Source organism: Acidiluteibacter ferrifornacis (assembly GCF_009909615.1).
GTDB lineage: Bacteria > Bacteroidota > Bacteroidia > Flavobacteriales_E > Vicingaceae > Acidiluteibacter > Acidiluteibacter ferrifornacis.
This window is the reverse complement of sequence record NZ_WWNE01000006.1, coordinates 108110-129889: the sequence shown is the minus strand read 5'-3', so window position 1 is coordinate 129889 and position 21780 is coordinate 108110. Positions and strand designations below refer to the sequence as shown.

17 protein-coding genes are annotated in these 21780 nt (G+C 33.0%); 11 read left to right on the top strand and 6 right to left on the bottom strand.

What is annotated here, in order from left to right; translation table 11 throughout:
* The first annotated feature begins 99 nt into the window (after positions 1-99).
* From carB to GQN54_RS07090, 6 genes are all read left to right on the top strand, one after another.
* Complete coding sequence (gene carB / locus GQN54_RS07115) at positions 100-2916, top strand: carbamoyl-phosphate synthase large subunit (RefSeq protein ID WP_160632843.1); 2817 nt, start codon at positions 100-102, stop codon at positions 2914-2916.
* A complete protein-coding gene (locus GQN54_RS07110; protein ID WP_160632842.1) occupies positions 2916-3218 on the top strand; it encodes a DUF4834 family protein in 303 nt (100 codons plus the stop codon). The genes carB and GQN54_RS07110 overlap by 1 nt, the downstream gene beginning before the upstream one ends.
* Entirely contained in the window at positions 3218-5911 is a 2694-nt protein-coding gene (locus GQN54_RS07105) for a YfhO family protein (RefSeq protein WP_160632841.1), read from the top strand. The genes GQN54_RS07110 and GQN54_RS07105 overlap by 1 nt, the downstream gene beginning before the upstream one ends.
* An 84-nt stretch (positions 5912-5995) precedes the next feature.
* Positions 5996-7624: a cytidylyltransferase domain-containing protein gene (locus tag GQN54_RS07100; RefSeq protein ID WP_160632840.1), complete on the top strand. Its 1629-nt coding sequence runs from the start codon at positions 5996-5998 to the stop codon at positions 7622-7624.
* On the top strand, positions 7621-8682 hold the full coding sequence (locus GQN54_RS07095; protein WP_160632839.1) for an N-acetylneuraminate synthase family protein: 1062 nt from the start codon (positions 7621-7623) through the stop codon (positions 8680-8682). The genes GQN54_RS07100 and GQN54_RS07095 overlap by 4 nt, the downstream gene beginning before the upstream one ends.
* Positions 8679-9443: a methyltransferase domain-containing protein gene (locus GQN54_RS07090; RefSeq protein ID WP_160632838.1), complete on the top strand. Its 765-nt coding sequence runs from the start codon at positions 8679-8681 to the stop codon at positions 9441-9443. Before GQN54_RS07095 ends, GQN54_RS07090 begins: the two co-directional genes overlap by 4 nt.
* A 108-nt stretch (positions 9444-9551) precedes the next feature.
* Here the strand turns inward: GQN54_RS07090 and GQN54_RS15580 are convergent, their stop codons facing one another.
* Positions 9552-11414, bottom strand: coding sequence for a capsular polysaccharide export protein, LipB/KpsS family (locus GQN54_RS15580; protein WP_160632837.1), 1863 nt, complete (start codon positions 11412-11414; stop codon positions 9552-9554).
* A gap of 424 nt (positions 11415-11838) precedes the next feature.
* Here GQN54_RS15580 and GQN54_RS07080 point away from each other — a divergent pair, with 424 nt between their 5' ends.
* The gene (locus GQN54_RS07080; protein WP_160632836.1) at positions 11839-12645 is read left to right on the top strand and encodes an FkbM family methyltransferase; all 807 of its coding nucleotides are present in this window, start codon (positions 11839-11841) and stop codon (positions 12643-12645) included.
* A gap of 11 nt (positions 12646-12656) precedes the next feature.
* Here GQN54_RS07080 and GQN54_RS07075 read toward each other — a convergent pair whose 3' ends face one another.
* Positions 12657-13457 carry a phytanoyl-CoA dioxygenase family protein gene (locus GQN54_RS07075; RefSeq protein WP_160632835.1) on the bottom strand — a complete coding sequence of 267 codons (801 nt, stop codon included), beginning with the start codon at positions 13455-13457 and terminating at the stop codon, positions 12657-12659.
* A gap of 80 nt (positions 13458-13537) precedes the next feature.
* Between GQN54_RS07075 and GQN54_RS15575 the strand changes: the two genes are divergently transcribed.
* Positions 13538-15013 carry a lipopolysaccharide biosynthesis protein gene (locus GQN54_RS15575; RefSeq protein WP_160632834.1) on the top strand — a complete coding sequence of 492 codons (1476 nt, stop codon included), beginning with the start codon at positions 13538-13540 and terminating at the stop codon, positions 15011-15013.
* Here the strand turns inward: GQN54_RS15575 and GQN54_RS07065 are convergent.
* Genes GQN54_RS07065 through GQN54_RS07055 form a run of 3 tightly spaced genes read right to left on the bottom strand, consistent with a single transcriptional unit; the run spans position 15010 to position 17204 of the window.
* A complete protein-coding gene (locus GQN54_RS07065) occupies positions 15010-15969 on the bottom strand; it encodes a YihY/virulence factor BrkB family protein (RefSeq protein WP_160632833.1) in 960 nt (319 codons plus the stop codon). The two genes, GQN54_RS15575 and GQN54_RS07065, sit on opposite strands and share 4 nt — an antisense overlap.
* 2 nt (positions 15970-15971) lie before the next feature.
* Positions 15972-16805 carry a carboxylating nicotinate-nucleotide diphosphorylase gene (gene nadC / locus GQN54_RS07060; protein ID WP_160632832.1) on the bottom strand — a complete coding sequence of 278 codons (834 nt, stop codon included), beginning with the start codon at positions 16803-16805 and terminating at the stop codon, positions 15972-15974.
* A 6-nt stretch (positions 16806-16811) separates the two neighbouring features.
* Positions 16812-17204 carry a DUF4783 domain-containing protein gene (locus GQN54_RS07055; protein ID WP_160632831.1) on the bottom strand — a complete coding sequence of 131 codons (393 nt, stop codon included), beginning with the start codon at positions 17202-17204 and terminating at the stop codon, positions 16812-16814.
* Between the two features lie 79 nt (positions 17205-17283).
* Between GQN54_RS07055 and GQN54_RS07050 the strand changes: the two genes are divergently transcribed.
* The gene (locus tag GQN54_RS07050) at positions 17284-17754 is read left to right on the top strand and encodes a 23S rRNA (pseudouridine(1915)-N(3))-methyltransferase RlmH (protein ID WP_160632830.1); all 471 of its coding nucleotides are present in this window, start codon (positions 17284-17286) and stop codon (positions 17752-17754) included.
* On the opposite strand, the gene galE is transcribed toward GQN54_RS07050, so the two are convergent.
* Positions 17751-18770, bottom strand: a complete 1020-nt coding sequence (galE, locus tag GQN54_RS07045) for a UDP-glucose 4-epimerase GalE (RefSeq protein WP_160632829.1) — start codon at positions 18768-18770, stop codon at positions 17751-17753. The two genes, GQN54_RS07050 and galE, sit on opposite strands and share 4 nt — an antisense overlap.
* 106 nt (positions 18771-18876) lie before the next feature.
* Here galE and GQN54_RS07040 point away from each other — a divergent pair, with 106 nt between their 5' ends.
* Both GQN54_RS07040 and rho read left to right on the top strand, forming a co-directional pair.
* Positions 18877-19905, top strand: a complete 1029-nt coding sequence (locus tag GQN54_RS07040; RefSeq protein ID WP_207554846.1) for a Gfo/Idh/MocA family protein — start codon at positions 18877-18879, stop codon at positions 19903-19905.
* 144 nt (positions 19906-20049) lie between these two features.
* Entirely contained in the window at positions 20050-21765 is a 1716-nt protein-coding gene (rho, locus tag GQN54_RS07035; protein ID WP_160632828.1) for a transcription termination factor Rho, read from the top strand.
* Positions 21766-21780: the final 15 nt, after the last annotated feature.

Sequence of the window (21780 nt, the reverse complement as noted above, 5' to 3'; positions counted from 1 at the left end):
TTATGTCTTCTTGTTAATAAATTGAATCAATAAGTTTGTCTATAAATAGTAGTTTTGCAAACTAATTAATCATGCTAATTTTAAGTAAACAAAAAAGTAATGCCAAAGGATAAAAGTATAAAGCACGTATTGATTATTGGAAGTGGTCCTATCGTAATCGGGCAAGCCTGTGAATTTGATTATTCGGGTTCACAAGCATCTAGATCATTGAGAGAAGAAGGAATTGAAGTTACATTAATTAACTCTAATCCGGCAACAATTATGACCGATAAGGTAGTTGCTGATAATGTATTTTTACTGCCTCTAGAGCCCGAATCAATAGAGGATATTCTCGTAAAGCATCCAGATATTGATGCTGTTTTGCCAACAATGGGTGGGCAGACTGCGCTAAACTTAGCGATAAAGTGTGATGAAATCGGCCTTTGGGAAAAGTACAATATTCGAATGATAGGTGTAGATATTGCAGCTATTAATGTTACTGAAGACAGAGATGAGTTTAAGAATTTAATGATAGAAATCGGAGTTCCTGTTGCTCCATCAAAAATTGCTAATTCTTTTCTAGAAGGAAAGAATTTTGCTCAAGAGATTGGCTTCCCATTGGTTATACGTCCATCCTATACCTTGGGGGGGACGGGAGCATCGTTTGTGCATACCGCTGAAGAGTTTGATAAGTTACTTACGAGAGGACTTCATGCTTCTCCAATTCATGAGGTTCTAATAGATAAAGCAGTTCTTGGATGGAAAGAGTATGAATTAGAGTTGCTTAGAGATAAGAATGATAATGTTGTGATTATTTGTTCAGTGGAGAATATGGATCCGATGGGAATTCATACTGGAGACTCTATTACCGTAGCCCCCGCGATGACGCTTTCAGATACCACTTTCCAGAAAATGAGGAATATGGCGATACACATGATGCGTTCAATCGGAGATTTTGCTGGTGGTTGTAATGTTCAATTTGCTGTTAGTAATGATGAAAAAGAAGACATTATTGCGATTGAAATTAATCCAAGAGTTTCTAGGTCTTCTGCGCTAGCATCTAAGGCGACTGGATATCCAATTGCAAAAATTGCTGCAAAATTAGCTATTGGATATCATCTTGATGAGTTAAGTAATCAGATAACAAAAACTACATCAGCACTATTTGAACCAACTCTGGATTATGTTATAGTAAAGATACCGAGATGGAACTTTGACAAATTTGATAGCCCCGAAAAGACACTAGGATTGCAAATGAAGTCTGTTGGGGAAGTAATGGGTATTGGAAGATCATTTCAAGAAGCCTTACAAAAAGCTTGTCAGTCATTAGAAATAAAGAGGAATGGATTGGGTGCTGATGGAAAGGAGCTGAGAGATCAAGAAAAGATAATGCATAGCTTAAAAAATCCAAGTTGGAATCGACTGTTTCATATTTATGATGCCATAAAGCTTGGAATTCCTTTGTCAAGGGTTTACAGTGCTACGTTAATAGATAAGTGGTTTCTTTCTCAAATTGAAGAGATGATTGCACTAGAGAATAAAATTGGTGAATATACTCTGGCAGAACTTCCTAAAGATTTGCTTTTAGAAGCCAAACAAAAGGGATATGCAGATCGTCAAATTGCTCATTTATTAAAGTGTTTGGAAAGTGAAGTTTTTTCTAAACGCCACGATATGGGTATAAAGAGAGTCTACAAAATGGTAGATACGTGTGCTGCAGAGTTTGAGGCAAAAACTCCGTATTATTATAGTACGTTTGAGGGTGAAAATGAGTCAAAGGTCTCTGATAGGAAGAAAATTGTAGTACTAGGGAGTGGGCCTAATAGAATTGGGCAAGGGATTGAGTTTGACTACTGTTGCGTTCATGGTGTTTTAGCAGCTAAGGAGTCCGGCTATGAAACAATAATGATTAATTGTAACCCGGAAACTGTTTCTACAGACTTTGATACAGCAGATAAATTATATTTTGAACCAGTTTTTTGGGAGCATATATATGATATTATTCTTCACGAAAACCCAGAGGGTGTAATTGTGCAGCTTGGTGGTCAAACTGCTTTGAAATTAGCTGAAAAATTAGATCGCTATGGTATTAAGATCGTTGGTACAAGTTATGAAGCCCTAGATCTAGCTGAAGATAGAGGTCGGTTTTCCGACCTTTTAAAGGATAATGATATCCCATACCCAAAGTATGGTTCCATTAGTACCGCGGATGAAGCCGTTGAGCTAAGTAAAGAAATTGGATTTCCATTATTAGTTAGGCCATCTTATGTGCTCGGTGGTCAAGGAATGAAGATTGTAATTAATCAAGAAGAGTTAGAACAACATGTGGTTGAAATTTTGAAGGATTTACCCGGCAATAAAATTCTTCTTGATCATTTTCTTTCGGGAGCAATCGAAGCTGAAGCTGACGCTATTTGCGATGGAGAGAATGTATATATAATTGGTGTAATGGAACATATAGAGCCTGCAGGAATACATAGTGGGGATTCTTATGCTGTATTACCAACGTTTGATTTGAGTGAGAATGTGTTAAAGCAAATTGATGACCACACTCGAAAAATTGCAGTTGCTTTAAAGACTAAGGGGTTAATTAACATTCAGTTTGCCATAAAGGATGAAGTCGTTTATATCATTGAGGCAAATCCGCGTGCATCTAGAACAGTCCCATTTATCTCAAAAGCATATGATGAGCCATACGTAAATTACGCTACAAAAGTGATGTTAGGAGCTAAGGTGACAGACTTTAATTTTACTCCGAAACTGGATGGATATGCCATTAAAATACCTGTATTTTCGTTTGATAAATTCCCAAATGTAAATAAAGAACTTGGGCCAGAGATGAAGTCAACAGGGGAAGCAATTCGGTTTATTCCTAATTTAAAGGATAAGTTTTTTAGAGAGATTTATTCTGAAAGAAACTTATATTTGAGTAAATAATGATTCAAGAAGCAGGTTTGGTCAATGTTATAAAGACTATTTTAGTCATTTTAGCTGTATATTATGGACTAAAGTTTCTTGCGAAGTATTTATTTCCTTTTTTACTTAAAAGGTTTATAGATAGACAGCAAGAAAAGTTTTACAACCAGACTGGGAATCAATTCCATCAAGGAAAACCATCCGACAATAGTAGAGAAGGTGAGGTGAAAATAACATCTCAACCTTCTTACCAAAAAAAGACGGACAACCTTGGAGAGTATGTAGATTATGAGGAACTTCCTGACGATAAAACTATTAAATAATGAATATTGATTTCAAAAAGTATATTCCACACCTTGTAGCGACAGGGCTTTTCTTACTTTTAGCAGTTGTCTATTATTATCCTGCATTACAAGGTTACCAGGTGAAGCAAGGTGACATTTCTCAGCATAAAGGAATGTCTCACGAGATTAATTCTCATAAAGAAGTTTTTGAAGAGGAACCTTTATGGCAAGGTAATATGTTCGCGGGTATGCCCGCCTATCAAACTACTAAGGTGAGGTATACAGGAAATATTTTAGTTTATATTAATGATACTATCAATAGTATTTTGCCGCCTCCTATAAGTGTAACCTTTTTATACATGTTCGGGTTTTATGTGCTGATGCTATGCATTGGCTTAAATCCATGGGTTTCAATTTTTGGTGCAATTGCATTTGCTTTTTCTTCCTACTTTGTTATAATTATTGAAGCAGGACATAATTCGAAGGCTTTTGCTATTGCATATATGGCACCTGTGGTAGGTGGATTTATTTTAGCTTATCGTAAGAAACCTTTGGTAGGAGCGTTGCTAGTAGCTTTTGCTATGGCTATGGAAATTTATGTAAATCACCTTCAAGTTACTTATTATCTGGGATTGTTAATTCTTGCATTGGGTATTTACTTTTTAATAGATTTTAGTAAGAAAGGAAGATTAAGGGAATTCTTTAAAACATCTTCTTACCTCATAGCAGCTGTAATTATTGCTTTGATGGCAAACTTTGGTAATTTATTTTCTACATATGAATATTCCAAAGTATCAACAAGAGGGAAATCAGAATTGACAATATCTCCAAAGAATTCAGGTCAAGAGGATATTGCCAAAAATGGATTAGATAGAGATTATATTACAAGATGGAGTTATGGTAAGGAGGAAACATTTTCATTACTGATTCCCGATGCTAAAGGGCCCGGTTCGGGAGCGGTACTCGGCAATCAAGAGGAGGTAGAAAGGCTTAGGGCAGAGAATCCTACATTTTTCAATTATTTAGTAAATGAATATCAGAATAATGGCAATATAATTAATACTTATTGGGGAGATCAACCTGGAACTTCTGGTTCGGTTTATATTGGAGCAATTGTTTTTTTATTAGCTTTTTTAGCTATGTTTTTTGTAAAAAACAAATTAAAATGGCCAGTCTTTGCAATCACAATCTTGGCAATAATGTTGGCATGGGGTAAAAATTTTATGTGGTTTACAGATCTTTTTATTGATTACTTCCCAATGTACAATAAGTTCAGAGCGGTTACAATTATTATGGTTCTAGTGGAACTTGCATTTCCTTTCTTAGCAGCCTTATTTATACATGAACTTATTAGCCGAAAATCTGAATTTATTGCAAATCAGAGAAAGTTATATAAATTCATTGGGGGCTTTCTATTTGTCTTTTTGATTATTACCCTTGTTCCTGAAAACTTTTTAAGTTTTACCTCTGCTAACGAGGAAATACAATTTACCCAACAGAGTACTCAAGTTAATCCACAAACTGTAGAAGGTTCTCGTAATGCTTTAATAGATTATAGAGTTGATGTTTTTCAGAAAAGTGCTTTTGGTAGTTTGAAATACTTGGTAGTTGCTGTGTTGTTATTGGTATTATTTTTAAAAGAAAAAATCCAATGGAAGGTAGTTGTTGTGTCGCTAACTGGTCTTGTACTAATAGACTTGTGGTTAAATGATAAACGATATGTAAATAATGAGAAGTCTAAAACAGGAGAGTTTCTGGCTTGGGATAGAAAAGAAAAGTTAGCCACTCCATATGCAGCAGGTCCAGTAGACTATGAGATTTATAAAAGAGAAGTAACTAAAAGTCCTAAAATAAAGGAATTAGAAGACCAGTATGTTGCTAGAACAAAGCAAGAGGGGAGTACTCATGGCAGGTTAAGTCCCAGCACCATAGAAGGTATTAAGTTTAGCAACTTAATGAGGGAGACTCACTATAGAGTTTTAAATACATCGGCAAGACTAGATGCAGACGCGCAAACAGCTTACTTCCATAAAACTTTGGGTGGTTATCACGGCGCAAAAATGAAGAAGTATCAAGAATTAATTGATTTCCATCTAGGTCAAGAGCAATATACCCTGCAACAGGCTATATCCCAAGGAGGAAAGGCGATGGCCAACTCTTATTTGCCTCAAATGAACGTTGTAAATATGTTGAACGCGAAGTACATAGTTGGAGTAACTAATTCTGATCAAGGTCAAGGTCAAGTACTTATTGAGAATCCATATGCGAATGGTAATGCATGGTTTGTAAAAGGCGTCAAAGTGTTACCTAATTCAGATTCAGTGATATTGGCACTTAAAGATTATGATTTGAAAAGCATTGCATTGGCGACTAACTCTGTTAATTTGAAAGAGAATAGCTATACTTTAAACCCAGGAGATTTTATCCAAATCGAGTCCTATTTACCCAATAAGCTTAAGTATACTTACAATGCTTCAAGTGAGCAATTTGCTGTATTTTCTGAAATTTTTTATGAAAAGGGATGGAAGGCCTATGTGAATGGAGATGAAACAGAAATACACGAAGTAGACTTTTTGTTAAGAGGAGTTCAAATTCCTAAAGGTCAGGGTGAAATAGTGATGGTATTTGAACCATACTCTTATCAACTGGGCTCAGTAATGGCTTATGTTGCGTCTTTTATGCTTATTGTTGGGGTGATCTCTTTGTTCTTCGTAAGAAAGTATCAATTATGAGTTTGTAAATTGTTGATTGCGATATAATTATTTTTTTATCTATTTGCAAACTACTTATTCCACTGCTTTGAAATTTTTTGAATAATGAATATTTTAATTGTAATACCAGCTCGTGGAGGATCGAAAGGGATTCCACGCAAGAATGTCAGGTCTTTAGCAGGCAAACCGTTAATATATTATTCAATTATAAATGGTTTACATGTGAAGTATAACTGCGATGTATATGTTTCTTCTGAAGACGACGAAATACTTAGTATTTCTCAGAAGTTTGGAGCAAAGGTTTTTAAGAGAGATTTGAGTTTATCTCTTGATAGTATAACTTTAGATGCAGTGATTTATGATACTTATAAAGCCGCCACAAAATATGAACAGAAGCACTATGATTTAATCGTTACCCTGCAACCTACTTCACCATTATTGACTAGTAAGTCAATCGAATTAGCCATAGAGTCAATGATCAATGATGATACTGTAGATACAATAATATCAGCAAAAGAGGAAACACATCTTACTTGGGGTATTTCAAATGGACAATTTGTACCTAATTATCATGAAAGATTGAATAGACAGTATCTTCCTAAAAGTTATACAGAAACAGGAGGATTTTTAATTTGTAGAGAATCTGTTATTTCCGAAAAATCTCGAATTGGAAAGAAGGTTTCATTACATATACTTGAATCCAAGGAGACTATTGATATTGATAATTATGAAGATTGGAGCCTTTGTGAATTCTATTTAAAACGAAAGAAAATAGTGTTCCTAGTAAGTGGCTACAACGAAATTGGGTTAGGACATATATACAATTCTTTAATTCTTGCTAGTAGTATACTAGAGCATGAAATAATCTTTTTTTGTGATAGTAAAAGTGCTTTAGGCTATGAAAAAATAAAGGAGAATAATTATCCGTGTTTGATTCAGAGTACTAATGACATTCAAGAGGAAGTACTAAAAATCTTACCTGATGTAATCATAAGTGATAGACTAGATACGAAAGTCGAAGATGTTGATAAATTTTTAGATCATGGAGTTTATTTGATTCATTTTGAGGATTTAGGGGATGGTGCCAAGCAAGCTAATCTAGTGTTTAATGCAATATATCCTGAGAATGAAAAATTGAGGAATCATTATTTTGGTCCAAAATATTTTTGTGCAAGAGATGAGTTCATTCATTCTGAAATTAAAGTATTATCAAGAAGTGTTAATACGGTTTTAATTGCATTTGGAGGTGTAGATCCAAATAACTTAACACTAAAAGTAATTCAATCAATATATGAATACTGTCAACAGAATTCTATAAAAATTCAAGTCGTTTGCGGATTTGGATATAAGTACATTGATAGTATTCAAGTTTATAGCAATATAGAAGTATTTAGTAATGTAAAGAATATTTCAATGTACATGTTGTCAGCTGATATAGTTTTTACATCTGCAGGAAGAACTACTTATGAACTTGCAATTCTGGGGCTTCCGTCAATCGTATTGGCTCAAAATGAAAGAGAATTAACACACTTTTTTGCTGGAGAAAAATATGGTTTTATCAATTTAGGACTTGGACTAACTGTTTCTAATGAGAATATTTTAGCTAAGTTTAAGTATTCCTTGGATTATAAAGTAAGACAAACTATGCAGCAAAAGATGTTAAAGGAAGATTTAAAATTAGGCAAACAAAGAGTAGTGAATTTGATTAAGAATTTAATAAATAATATTCAATGAATTTAGCTGAGATCTTAGAAAAAAGAGAAGTCAATCATTATCGAGTTCAAAAACCTTACTTTATTGCAGAGGCGGGGGTTAATCATGAAGGGTCTATAGATCTTGCTAAAAGATTGATTAATGAAGCAGCGGAAGGAGGTGCACATGCTATCAAATTTCAGACTTATAAGGCTGAAACTTTAGCTTCAAAAAATAGCCCCTCCTATTGGGATACCACAAAAGAAAGTACACGAAGTCAGTTTGAGTTATTCAAAAAGTATGATAAGTTTTGGAAGTCAGAATATGAATTATTAAAAAGGGCCTGTGATGAGTCTGGGATAGAGTTTCTCTCTACCCCCTTTGATGTAGAATCTGCTAGGTTTTTAAATGATTTAATGGATGTATTTAAGGTTTCTTCCTCAGACTTAAATAATTTGCCGTTTATTGAAGAACTTTGTAATTATAATAAACCGATTTTACTTAGTACCGGAGCGGCATACTTATGGGAGATCCAGAGGACTGTAGAATTGATCGAAAATAATGGAAATGCATTGGGTCTAATGCATTGTGTGCTAAACTATCCAACATTAAATAAAAATGCCAATTTAGGTATGATTAAGGATTTGCAACATAAATTTCCAAGACAGATTATTGGATATTCTGATCATACTCTTCCAAATGATATGGACGTTTGTCTTCATGCAAGTATTCTTGGTGCAGAAATTATTGAAAAGCATTTTACGTTTGATAAGACTTTAGAAGGTAATGACCATTATCATGCAATGGATGTATATGACCTTAAAAATTTTAATTCAAAAGTTGATAGTTTATTTACAACATTGGGTTCGTTTGAAAAGAAGCCTCTTGAAACAGAAAATGTTTCTAGGTTGAACGCTAGGAGAAGTTTAGTCGCTAAGAATTCGATCTCTAAAGGTAAAATCATTGAATATAATGACTTGACATGGAAGAGACCGGGAAATGGAATAGGACCTGAGTATATAAAGAGTCTGATAGGAATGCAGAGTTTATTAGATATAGATGAAGATACAGTTTTGCAATTTAATATGTTTAGAAAATGAATTTAGTTGAAAAGATTAAGGGGACTGTACATAAATGGAGGTATAACAATGTATTTGTCAATAATTATTATGCCTCTAAAAGAAAAGAACTCCTGACTAAAAAATTTATTAGTAGTAAAGCTTATGATGAATTAATGACATCATATGCCAATGCGGATTTTACATCATTTGTCGACGATGCAGAACAAAGGACTAAGAATTTTATGTTTAGACATATGAAACATCATAAAATTCTTGGTGGTTGGCGATGGAAAGGCCTTTGGCAATATCGGGAGCAATTAATACCAATTATTTTTAATGAGAATATAAAGGGAATTGATTTTGGAGGAGCGAATGGTCCAATTAGTTTGACAATTCCCATTGTAGATTTTGCCAAAAAGGATAGCTTTAATCGTGTTGTAAAGTATAACTCTTTAACGGAGCTTGATTTTTTAGTAGATTTTATTTTTTCATCACACACCCTAGAGCATATAGAAGATTTAGATTTAATTTTTTCTCAAATGAATGAGAAGCTAAATGATGAAGGACAATTAATCTTTCTCGTACCTGCTTATTCATGTAAAAGATGGAACAGTGGGGTTCACATCAACAAGAAGTTCAATGACCATGCTTGGACGTTTTATCTATCAAAAAATAAACCCGATCACAATTTTAAAAAATTAAATGCATTTGACCTATCTGTAGGACGACATTTTGATGTGAAAGTTGCTGAATATGTTGGGGATAACTCAATATATGTCCTAGCAAAAAAAAGAAAATAACCACTTATTTTACATTTGAGGTTTCTTAATTTGAAGGGATAAATACAGTTGATTTATTTAATCTTACTAAGCTTTATAAAGCTAAGATTTTGACTACAAGAAGAATTATTAATGGGATTTATTCTTAACATTATTAATAATTCTTTTTGCTACCTCGCCATCGATTTTGAAAGCTCTCTCTTTTATAAACTCATCTATATTTTCAGGTGAAGTTATTTGATTATGAGTAATGACTTGTTGAGTAACAAGTCTTAATTCTTCGTAATTATTAACCTCTTTTGCTACCTTATTTTTGATAAAACCACTAAAATCGTTATCGGCGTAATTCATAACTACAAGAGGTTTTCTAAAGTAAATTGCTTCTGCACCGACTGTGCTATTATAAACAATTACTAGATCCGAGGTAGCAATCATTTTATATAAATCTTCATTTAGAACTACAAAATTTTTAGTATTTAATTTACTGGCTAATTGATTAAAGAATTCTGCACAGTCTTTTTCTTTTGGGTGAGGCTTGATAACTACCTGAACATTTGGTAGGTCAACTGAAAGTTGAAGAATGCTAATTGCTAATTTTTCCCTCATAGCTTCCTCACCAACATATAACGGTTGTGAAGGATATAGAATAGTGAAGGTTTTACTGTCTTTACAATCGTTACTTATGAAGTTGGTATATTGATTTTTTAATTTAGGTATTATATCTGTCCTTAATTGCCCTACATTAATAAGTTCATCTGAGGTATAGGTTGAAATTTTTTGAAGTACTTTATTCCAGTAATCACCCCATACAAAAGTGTAATCGGGGTATGGGTGAAATCTAGAATCAAAACTAGAGAAACAATAGTGTAAATGTCTGTAATGTATAACTCCGTGTTGAATACCAAAAGTTTTTATTTTTAGTGAAGTCGCTACATCTAGTATTGACTTAACCCGAGAGTCATGTTCATTAACTGAAGCAACAGTTTTGTAATTAGTAAATTTAAGTATCCAATAAATTGCTGATTTTCTTACACCAATAAAATAGCATAATCTTTGATAGCTTTTGAACTCCTCTAATAATGGGTATTTCTTTTCTTCTTTCTGAATATTTTTAAAAGAATAGAAAATTTTTAATATGGCTTTTATAGAAGAAATATAGAAAAATGGATTCAGAAACTGGAGGTAAAGTAATGACTCCATATAAACTGTATTTTTATGTCTACTTCTAAAGAAATGTGCACTAAGCTTTATTTTGTTACTATCCGTGAGTTTGGGAGGGAAATACTCAGAGATATTTATATACTCTGTGTCATATTCGATTTTATCTTGAAGATACTCGCAAAAATGATCACCCTTTTGAATTGTAAAGTCTTTAATAGAAAGTATGTTTTGTTCTGAATTTGCATTCGAAAGTAGAATATGGCGTTTAAATGGTTTGAAAAACAAAAATAACTTTGGCAACCCTATGAAAAATCTACAAATAGATATAATCATAAATTTTAAAATATTGGTAAAGTCTTTCGTTTCTGATTGATTCAAATACTTTATTTCTACTTCCTTATTTATTTTTCCTTTTAAATATGATGAAGATGTGATGATAACAACTTTTTTATACTCCTTGTTAAGTAAAATAGCTTCACTATAAATTCTATCTTCAAAAATTCTTTTTCGATGTTTGTATAACAGCATGAATCTGAAATAGTACCACAAACTTTTTTTATCGTTTAATGTTAACTCTTCAGCAATAGAAAGTCCATTACTTAGAGTGAATTCTCCAAGTTTTGTAACTTCATCAAATGCTTGATTATAGGTTTCTTGGTGAATTTTATTAAAGTTAATGGGTTCTACAACCTTGTACGGTCTTAAGATTGTTTCATTTTCATTGAGATAGGTAATTTCGGTTAATTGTTGTGGATAATCATCTATGAAATCATCAAAGTTGATTTTTTGATCACAAACTAAATCAATTATTAAAAGTTTAGACTTCTTCACGATGGGTTATTTCTTTAGACTTTCTTATTAACCAATATAATGGTTATGGATATTTTATTTTGTTATGATACTACATAATATATATTTTGTGAAATTAATGCTAAAATATCCCTTTGTATGATTTAGACTAAAAAAAATCATCCTTAGTATTTAATCAATGGAGTAATAATATTGGAATATATAATGAATATTAGCTTATAGAATTTTCTTATTGAAATCTAATCACCTTTACCGTACGCATAAATCAATTTATAGTGTTTTATAATTTCTTAAAAGAAGAGATCTTAATGATAATTATTTCCTTAGATAACATTTCATGATTAAATGGTAGAAAGACATATCGATAGAATAGACTTATTCCTTAATTTGGCAGCTCTAAAACTGTATAAATTGGGAATGTTCCCATTCCTTATAAAACAATTAGATGACTGATTTAAAAAACAAAGTTTTAACGAATATTAAAAATGGTTCACTTTTTTCTAATGGATATATAGCTATTAAAAATAGAATTATAAAATATGTTGCGAACCACAATATATTTTACATTTTTGATAAAGATAGAGTTCGTACTAAAAACTATTTAAATTCTATACCTTTAATAGACCATAATCATATCGAGGCGGGTAATTATTTCTTGGATAAAAGAATTGAAAAGGGGCCCCATTCAATAGTCTATTCTTTAGGAATTCTGAATGATATAAGGTTCGATAACTATATTTCTCGAGTATATAACTGTAAGGTATTTATGTATGACCCTACTCCTGTTTCAATTGAGTTTATGAAGTCTCAGAAGAACTCTAATTTTTACTTTTTTCCATTTGGTGTTTGGACGGAGCAAACAGTCTTAACCTTTTACGAACCTAAGTATGGAGGGTCTTCAAGTTTGATTGACAATTCAAGTGGGAATGATGGCAAAACTTTTAATGCAGAATGTTATACTATCAATCAATTAATGCAGAAAAATGGACATAACCACATTGATGTATTTAAGGCTGATATTGAAGGGGCGGCTCTCCCAATTATTGAACAAATGATTGAACAAAGAATTTTTCCTACAGAGATTGTTGTTGAATTCGAAAGACCTAGGAAGGACCAGTCTTTAATTGATGATTTTTTTAAGAGAGTAGATGAAGTTAGAAAAAAACTCAAATATGAAAATTATAGAGAGTTCCAGATTCCTCGAGGTCATGCAAAGTATTATTCAATTGAGTTTTTATTTGTTAAATTTTAGAGGAAGAGAACTTATATAAACTGCTTCCATTTTTTTTCTACTTCTTTTGTATAATGATGTTTGGGCATAAAATAATTTGTTAGTGCATACCTGTTACCATCCTTTATTGGTGTGCCTCTATGAATTCCACGCGTGTCCACTAGGATGACTGATCCTTTTTTAGCAGTATATAGCTGCTTATATAGGTGTTGATTGGAATTCAAAAAATTTTCAATTTGTTCCTCTTCGAGTCTGTTTTGATTTGAATTAAATTTATTTTCAATTATAGATTTATAAATGGTTGATATCTTGTGACTCCCCAATATATATTCAAAGGGACCATTTTCCTCCGTAACATCGGTTAGGTATACAATGCTTTTATATTGTATTCTGAAAACGCTATCTCTATGCCAGCCCCCTCCAGATCCTAAATTGTTAAGAGTTGGAACTAATCTAGCTCCCAATGTATGAGAATTGATTAGTTCACATCTTGTATACTGCTCTCCAATACGAGTCAAGAATTGATCCTTATGAAATTCCATAATTTTATCAGAGTGATTATGCGCCCCATATACCCTCGTATCTGATCCGTCCTTATCGACCCATTTCTTTACAGTAGCATCATTTATCAAATTGTCAATCTCAGATTTGATTTGGTCGCACTTTTCTTCCGAATAATAATTAGGGATTACAGTTACTCCATTTAATTCCAAATCGGAAAGAATTTGCTTATCCTCTTCTGATAAGTTTTCAACTGATTTAGAATGCATACGATCCTTTATAGTTTCGTAAGAAATATGTGTGTAGGCCTTTGCTAAATCTAAGAATGACATAAAATTAATTTAAACAACAATAATGCTTAAAATTATTCATTTTATTCTTAATTATGTCATGCATCATTAAATTATAATAGGTGGGTATTGTCTTAAAACAAGCATCTCTATCATCATTCAGTAGCTATTTAGGAGCATTAATAGGTTTCCTAAATGTTTCACTTTTTATGAATAGATTATTCACTTATGAAGAGTTTGGCCTTCGTTCATTATTACTTGACGTTACCGTAATTATAGCCATGCTAGCTCAGTTTGGAACCGGTCGAAGCCTTGTTCGTTTTTTTCCATTCTTTACCGCTGGCATTTCAAAAGATGATAAAGGTTTATTTTCTCTTACTTTTTTGGTTTCTCTTTTAGGATTTGTTGTTTTTGCTATTTTATTAATTGTTTTTCAACCAATTATTAGTCACTATTTTTATGATAAAAGTGCATTAATTGTAGATTACTATTGGTCTTTATTTCCATTAATACTATTGATGTTAATCAATAATCTATTTGAGCAAAAACTCCAGGCAAACTCCAACACGTCTATTTCTACCTTCCTGAGAGAGGTTTTAAATAAAATAGTCACTACTTTTTTGTTGGTTCTCTTTTATTTTAAAGTCATAGATTTTGAAGGATTTATTATTGGATTTATCCTTTCTTACTTGCTGAATTCACTGATTTATTATTTCTATCTAAAGAATACTAATCAACTCCGGTGGAAAATTGACTGGCAGTTTTTTAATAGGAAACTGCGTAAAATATATTTTAGGTATAGCCTATTTACAGTTTTTACTAACCTTTCTGGTATTGTTCTGTCTAAGTTAGATATTATTATGCTTGTTTTTTTGCTAAATCTCTCTGCTGTAGGAATATATGCTAATGCTCTTTACTTTTGCATACTTATTACTATTCCATCAACTTCAATTGTAAAAATTTCATTTCCAATCCTCGCCCACAATTATAAAAAGAAGAGGTTTGATTTAATTTCAGAACTATATAAAAAGACTTCTATTAATCAATTCTTAGTTGGTGGTGTATTGTTTACTCTTTTATGGGTTAACATCGATTCTGTATTTGAGTTCCAAAAAGAAGAGTATGCAACAGGAAAAATGGTAATTCTGATTTTAGGTATAACTCGGCTAGTTGACATGCTTACTGGAGTAAATGGCCAAATTATTAATGCTTCGAAATACTATCCATTTGAAGGAGTAACTTCTTCCTTTTTAGTTTTAATAGGTATTGGAACAAATTTTTATTTCATACCTAGATATGGAATAAATGGAGCTGCTTTTGCCACTTTAATCTCCTCTGTGTCTTATAATGTGGTAAGGGTTTTGTTTATTTATCTAAAAATGGGCTTAAGTCCGTTCAATAGTCAAACTATTAAAACGATTGCAATTGTATTAGTAGGAATCTTTGTTGGAAGTCTGTTGCCCAATGTCGGAAATAATATTATTGATATTCTATACAAGTCTAGCATTATAGCATTGCTGTTTATTTTTTTAATATTAAAATCAAATGTTTCTGAAGACATTTCAAGTCTATTTCAAAAAATAAGGTCAAGAATTTAATTTGTTGCCAAAGGAGAATTGTCCTCGAATGAATCTTTTACTTCTCTAATTGAACCTGCTTGCTGAATGCTAGCATTTAATTCAAAACCAATCAATAAGACAAGGGAGTTAAAGTATATCCAAAGCATAATGACAATTAATGTTCCGATTGAACCATAAATCTTGTTATAATTGGCGAAGTTATCTACATAAAATGCAAATCCTAAGGATACAATTAGCACCAATACAGTTGCTAAAGTTGATCCTGCACTAAAAAAACGCCATTTCATGTCTCGGTTTCCACCAATATAATACATGAATGAGATTGCAAAAAAGCAAAGTGCAGCTATGATAATCCATTTTCCAACCATCAATAAGTAGGTCGCAAATATTTGCTTTTCGTCTAGAAAATAATAAAGAATAACTTCAGAGCTAACGATTGCCGCAATTGCTATGATCAATAAAAGTGTGATAATGAACAAGAGTAGTACACTTAATAACTTTTGTTTTATTGCACTTCTTTTAAATGTGGTATTGTAACTGTCTTTAAATGCGGTTAGTAATCCATCTAAGCCATTGGTTGCTAGGTAAATTGCAAAAATAAATCCAAATGATAACAGACCCTGATTGGGTTGAATAATTATTTCAATTAATGTTTCTTCAGCAAAATTATATGCAGTGGTAGGAAGTAGATCATTTAAAATTGCCAATAACTCTAATTGAAAGTTATTAATTGGGATTAATGGAATCAATGTAACTAAAAAGATAATAGTTGGGAAAATGGCCATAAAAAACTTGAAGGCCAATGATGACGCTTTGGTGGCTAGTAAGCCTTTTTGAATGCCATTCCAAAAAAATATTCCTACATAATATATTGGAAGACCATCAAACCCTGGTAGCACAAGTCTTTTTGAAAGCGCGATTGTAGACGAAACCAGTGGAAGATTAAGCGCCCAATTCTTTAATTTTTCTATCATAATTATACGGCCTTCAGACTTAGATCTAAGCTATTGATTTGGTGAGTTAAGGCTCCAACTGAAATGAAATTCACTCCGCATTCAGCATAATTTCTGAGTGTATCTCTTGTAATCCCACCAGATGCTTCTGTTTCTGAAGAAACTCCAATTAATTCCACCGCTTTTTTTAAGTCAGTGTAATTAAAGTTGTCAAGCATTATGCGGTCCACACCTCCAACTTGTAATATTTGTTTTACCTCGTCTAGGTCTCTTGCTTCAACTTCAATTTTTAATTTTTTATTGTTTTCAGCAAGATATTCTTTGGTTTTGTTGATCGCTTGAGAAATACCTCCTGCATAGTCAATATGATTATCTTTTAACATAATCATGTCGTATAAACCAAAACGGTGATTACTTCCGCCTCCTATTTTTACTGCCAACTTTTCGATTTCTCGCAATCCTGGAGTCGTCTTTCTGGTATCCAATAGCTTACATGGAAGATCTCCAACCAATTTGACCAATTCATTAGTGTGAGTAGCAATTCCGCTCATTCTTTGCATAAAATTTAAAGCTAATCGCTCTCCTTTCAAAATAGATTGAGAGGAACCTTCGACATAAAATGCAATATCGCCGGGTTTTATCACATCACCGTCATTCAATATTTGCTCAAAAGTTAGAAGAGGGTCAACTTGTTTAAACACTTGCTTAGCAATGTTAACACCTGCAAGGATCCCTGGCTCTTTCACTAATAGCTTCGCTCGTCCAACAGCATCTTTTGGAATACATGATAAAGAAGAATGGTCGCCGTCGCCAATATCTTCTTGCAGTGCTGTTTTAATTAATTGGTCTATTGTCATTTGGTGTTATTCGTCTAGTTCAATATTAAACTCGATTATTTTAAAAGAGTTTTCTTGCTTTTTTATTAAAATGTATGTTCGGTATTTGTTTGATGAGAGGATAAGTTCTCCAATAGAATAGTGCGCTTCATTTTTAGACTTTCCTTCATGTTTTACTTCATAACTTTCTATTGGATTTTGAACAAAAAAATCTTTTAATATTAATTCTGCTTGCATCTTATTAAAGACACCGTCTGTACCTGGAATTTTTAAATCAATGTTTTCATTAAAGTATTTCGCCAACTCTTTTGCACTGCCTGTTGCAATCGCTTTTGAAATTTCAGAATTGCTTTGACCAAACAGAAATTGGAAAGAGAATAGTACAATAAAGACGAGGGGAAGTAATTGTTTAAATTTCATGAGTTATATTTGACAAAAATTAAGCCAAGCCGGGATTTTACTTTCAGATTTTAAAGTTAATCAAAATAGTTTTTTCGATATGAAATATTCATTGATACTAATCAATAAGTCTAAGGATAACTACATCGCGAAAGGATTTGTTGAATATGAGAGTAGATTAAAACATTACGCAAGATTTGAGACAATTGTTTTAGAGTTGCCTAAAAAACAAAAGTTTGCTTCTGTTGACATGCAAAAAAATGAAGAAGGGAAGTTGCTTTTGCAGTCGATTGGAAACCAAGACTTTTTAGTTCTGTTGGATAATAAGGGAAAGTCATTTTCATCTGAGCAATTCGCGAATCAAATTCAAAAATGGCAAGTTTCTGGTGTTTCTAATGTTATTTTCGTAATCGGTGGGCCTTTTGGCTTTAGTCAGGATGTTTATGCTAGAGCGAACCTCCAACTTAGCCTTTCTAGAATGACTCTAACACACCAAATGGTCCGATTATTTTTTCTTGAACAACTTTACCGGGCACATACAATCATTAAAGGGGAGAAGTATCACCATTAAATTGGATCATCCAATAAGTTTTGTTGCCACTTCCAAGCACTTTCCATCATTTCACTGAGGCTATGTTTAGGCTTCCAACCTAGAAGTTTTACAGCTTTATCATTGTTAGCATATACCGCTTCTACGTCTCCTTTTCTCCGCTCTACAACTTCATAATTGAGATTCAATTTATTTACATACTCAAAGCTTTTTATAACTTCTAACACTGTCACTCCCTTACCAGTTCCAAGATTAAATACCTCTATGTTGTTATTGGTTTTGGTAAGGTATTCTAAAGCAAGTATGTGAGCATCTGCAATATCTGAAACATGAATATAATCTCTAATACACGTCCCGTCGGGAGTATTATAATCTCCTCCAAAAACTTTTAGCTTTTCTTTTAAGCCAGCCGCAGTTTGGGTAATAAAAGGAACTAAATTGTTGGGGCGTTCTGATGCGGGTTCTCCTAGTTTTCCTGATATATGTGCTCCTACAGGATTAAAGTAACGTAAAATCACAGCCTTCATTTCTGAATTTGCTTTTACGGCATCACGAATAATTCTTTCCCCAATAAATTTTGTTTCAGCATAGGGAGACTCAGCTATTCCAAGCGGGGTTGTTTCGGTAACTGGTAACTCCGTTGAATTGCCGTATACAGAACAAGAAGAAGAAAAGATTAATTGATTACAATGGTATTTATTACAGCAATCAATAATGTTAATTAATGAGTTAAGGTTGTTGCGATAATACGATAAAGGGTTTTCAACAGATTCAGGAACGGATTTGTATGCTGCAAAGTGTATCACTGCATCAAATTCATTTTCTTCGAAAAGACGTTCACAATCAATTTTGCTGGTCAGATCAATTGAATAATACTGAATCTTGTAATTGGTGATCGATTCAATTCTTTTATAAGTACTTTCTTCAGAATTCGAATAATTATCCACAGAGATAATATTTGTATATCCTTTTTGAATTAATTCAATAATTGTATGCGAACCTATATATCCTGCTCCTCCTGTTACTAATACAGTCATTTTTATACTTTGTTTAGCACAAAAGTATTGAATAGTATTTGTTAAAAAAATTTTAAGATTAAATCTAAATTATTGTAATTTCGATATTTTAAAATAGGGTTGTATTATGATTGAAGGAATAGTAAATTTTGCTGTAATTGGTGCTGGAAGAATAGGTAGAAGACATGCTACAATGGTTGTGAAGAATGAATATTCAAAACTGGTGGCGTTAACTGATATAGACACTTCAGTTCACGAAGAATTGAGACAGGAATTTGGAGTTCCTGTTTATACAACCCATCAAGAAATGTTTAAGAATCATCCTGAAATACATGTAGTGAATGTTTGTTCGCCTAATGGTGAGCATGCAAAACAATCAATTGATGCATTAGACGCTAACTTTCATGTGGTTTGTGAAAAACCAATGGCGCTCACAAAACAAGACGCAGAGGAAGTACTTTTCCGTGCCTTAAAACGGAACAAACTGGTCTTCTGTGTGATGCAGAATCGATATAGTCCGCCCGCTCAATGGCTGAAAAGTGTAGTTGATGATGGAATTTTAGGTGAAATTTATATGGTTCAAATTAATTGTTATTGGAACCGAGATGATGATTACTATAAAGGTGGAGACCCCAATTATTGGAAAGGGAAATTAGCTAGTGACGGCGGTACATTGTTTACACAGTTTAGCCATTTCATCGATACAATGTTTTGGTTATTTGGTGATATTAAAAACATTAACGCCAAATTTTATGATTTTAATCATCAAAAAACAACTGAGTTTGAAGACTCCGGAATTATACATTTCGACTTCGTAAAACAAGGAGCAGGGAGTATTAATTACTCTACTGCAGTTTGGAATAATAATTTAGAAAGTAGTATTACCATAATCGGTCAAAAAGGGAGTATTAAAGTCGGTGGGCAATATATGAATGAGGTGGAGGTATGCAATATAGAAGGATATGAAATGCCTAAGTTAGAAGAAACGCTTCCTGCCAACGATTATGGTAAATACAAGGGAAGTGCGGCTAACCACCACTTTGTAATTGATAATGTGGTGGAAACACTTAAAGGGAGGAATTTTGTTTCGACCAATTCTTTAGAGGGTTTAAAAGTAGTTGAGATTATCGAGAATATATATCGACTGAAATCTTAATGGTGTTAAATAAATTAGTATAATTGCATTGATTATTTACTCAGTTTTCTTGATTCGAGTATTAAATTAATGACACGTTCTCACGTTGTCTGTTCCCAAAAGAACTTCAAATTATAAATTTATTATTTCAACATTTCCATATTAATGTACGACATTCTTGAGTTAAATCAGAAGACGGTAATTGAATTAAAAGAAATTGCCAAAGAATTAGATATTAAAAAGTCTAATAAGCTGAAAAAAGAAGAGTTGGTCTATCAAATACTCGATCAACAAGCTATTCAACCTCTTAAAAAGACGCCTACTGAAAAGAAAGCTACTAAGTCTCCGGAAACAGAAAAGCCGATAAGGGCCAGGAAGCCTAGAAGTACTTCGGTGAATAAGCCAGAAACTAAGGAGCCTGCGAAGGAAGAGGTTTCTAAACCAGAAACTGTTGAGAAGGATTCTCCTAAACAACAGAATGAAAGAAAAGAAATTCGTTTCAAGAAAAAGGAAACTCCTCCTGAAGAGAAGCCTAGAGCAACTCCTCAACATAAACAGCAACAACAAAAATCAGAACCTAAGTCTGAGCAAAATAACAGCTCCAAGGAAACTCAACAAGAGCAGCGACCTCCAAGAAAATCCAACAACAACAACAACAATTCGAATTCGAACCAAAATTCGAATGGGAATTCCAGTAATAACACAAATCATAATAACAATCAGCGAAGAGATCAAAAGTCTAAAGCCGACTATGGTTTTAACTTTGACGGAATAATTGTAAGTGAAGGTGTGTTGGAGATGATGCCTGATGGTTATGGTTTCTTGAGATCTTCTGATTATAATTACCTAAACTCTCCTGATGATATTTATGTATCTCAATCACAAGTAAAACTTTTTGGTTTGAAAACTGGAGATACAGTTAGAGGTAGTGTTAGACCACCAAAAGAAGGCGAAAAGTATTTTCCTTTGATTAGGGTTGATGAAATTAATGGTAGAACCCCAGATTTCGTTAGGGATAGAGTCCCTTTTGATTATTTAACTCCATTGTTTCCTTTTGAAAAGTTCAACTTAACTGGTCACGCAAAGTCTGGTTTGTCTACACGTGTGATAGATTTATTCACACCAATTGGTAAAGGGCAAAGGGGGCTAATAGTAGCTCAACCAAAAACTGGTAAAACAACATTGTTAAAGGAAGTTGCGAACGCAATTGCATCAAATCATCCTGAAGTGTATTTGTTGATTTTACTAATCGACGAACGTCCAGAAGAGGTAACAGATATGGCTAGAAGTGTAAATGCTGAAGTAGTATCTTCTACATTTGATGAACCTGCTGAACGACACGTAAAGGTAGCTAATCTTGTTTTGGAGAAAGCCAAGAGAATGGTAGAGTGTGGCCATGATGTGGTTATTTTACTGGATTCCATTACCAGATTGGCAAGAGCATACAATACGGTTTCTCCTTCATCAGGTAAGGTGCTTTCTGGTGGTGTTGATGCAAATGCATTGCACAAGCCGAAACGTTTCTTTGGTGCTGCCCGTAAAATTGAGAATGGTGGTTCTTTGACTATTCTTGCAACAGCATTGACTGAAACAGGTTCTAAAATGGACGAAGTAATTTTCGAAGAATTTAAAGGAACAGGAAACATGGAACTTCAATTGGATCGTAAAATTTCTAATCGTAGAGTATACCCTGCTATTGATATTGTTTCTTCAAGTACTCGTAAAGAGGAATTGTTATTGTCTAAAGACATTGTACAACGTATGTGGATTCTACGTAATCATATTGCGGACATGAACCCTGTAGAAGCTATGGAATTCATGAAAGATAGAATTACCAAAACAAAAAATAACGAAGAGTTTTTAATTTCAATGAACGGCTAAAAGACGTTTTCGCTT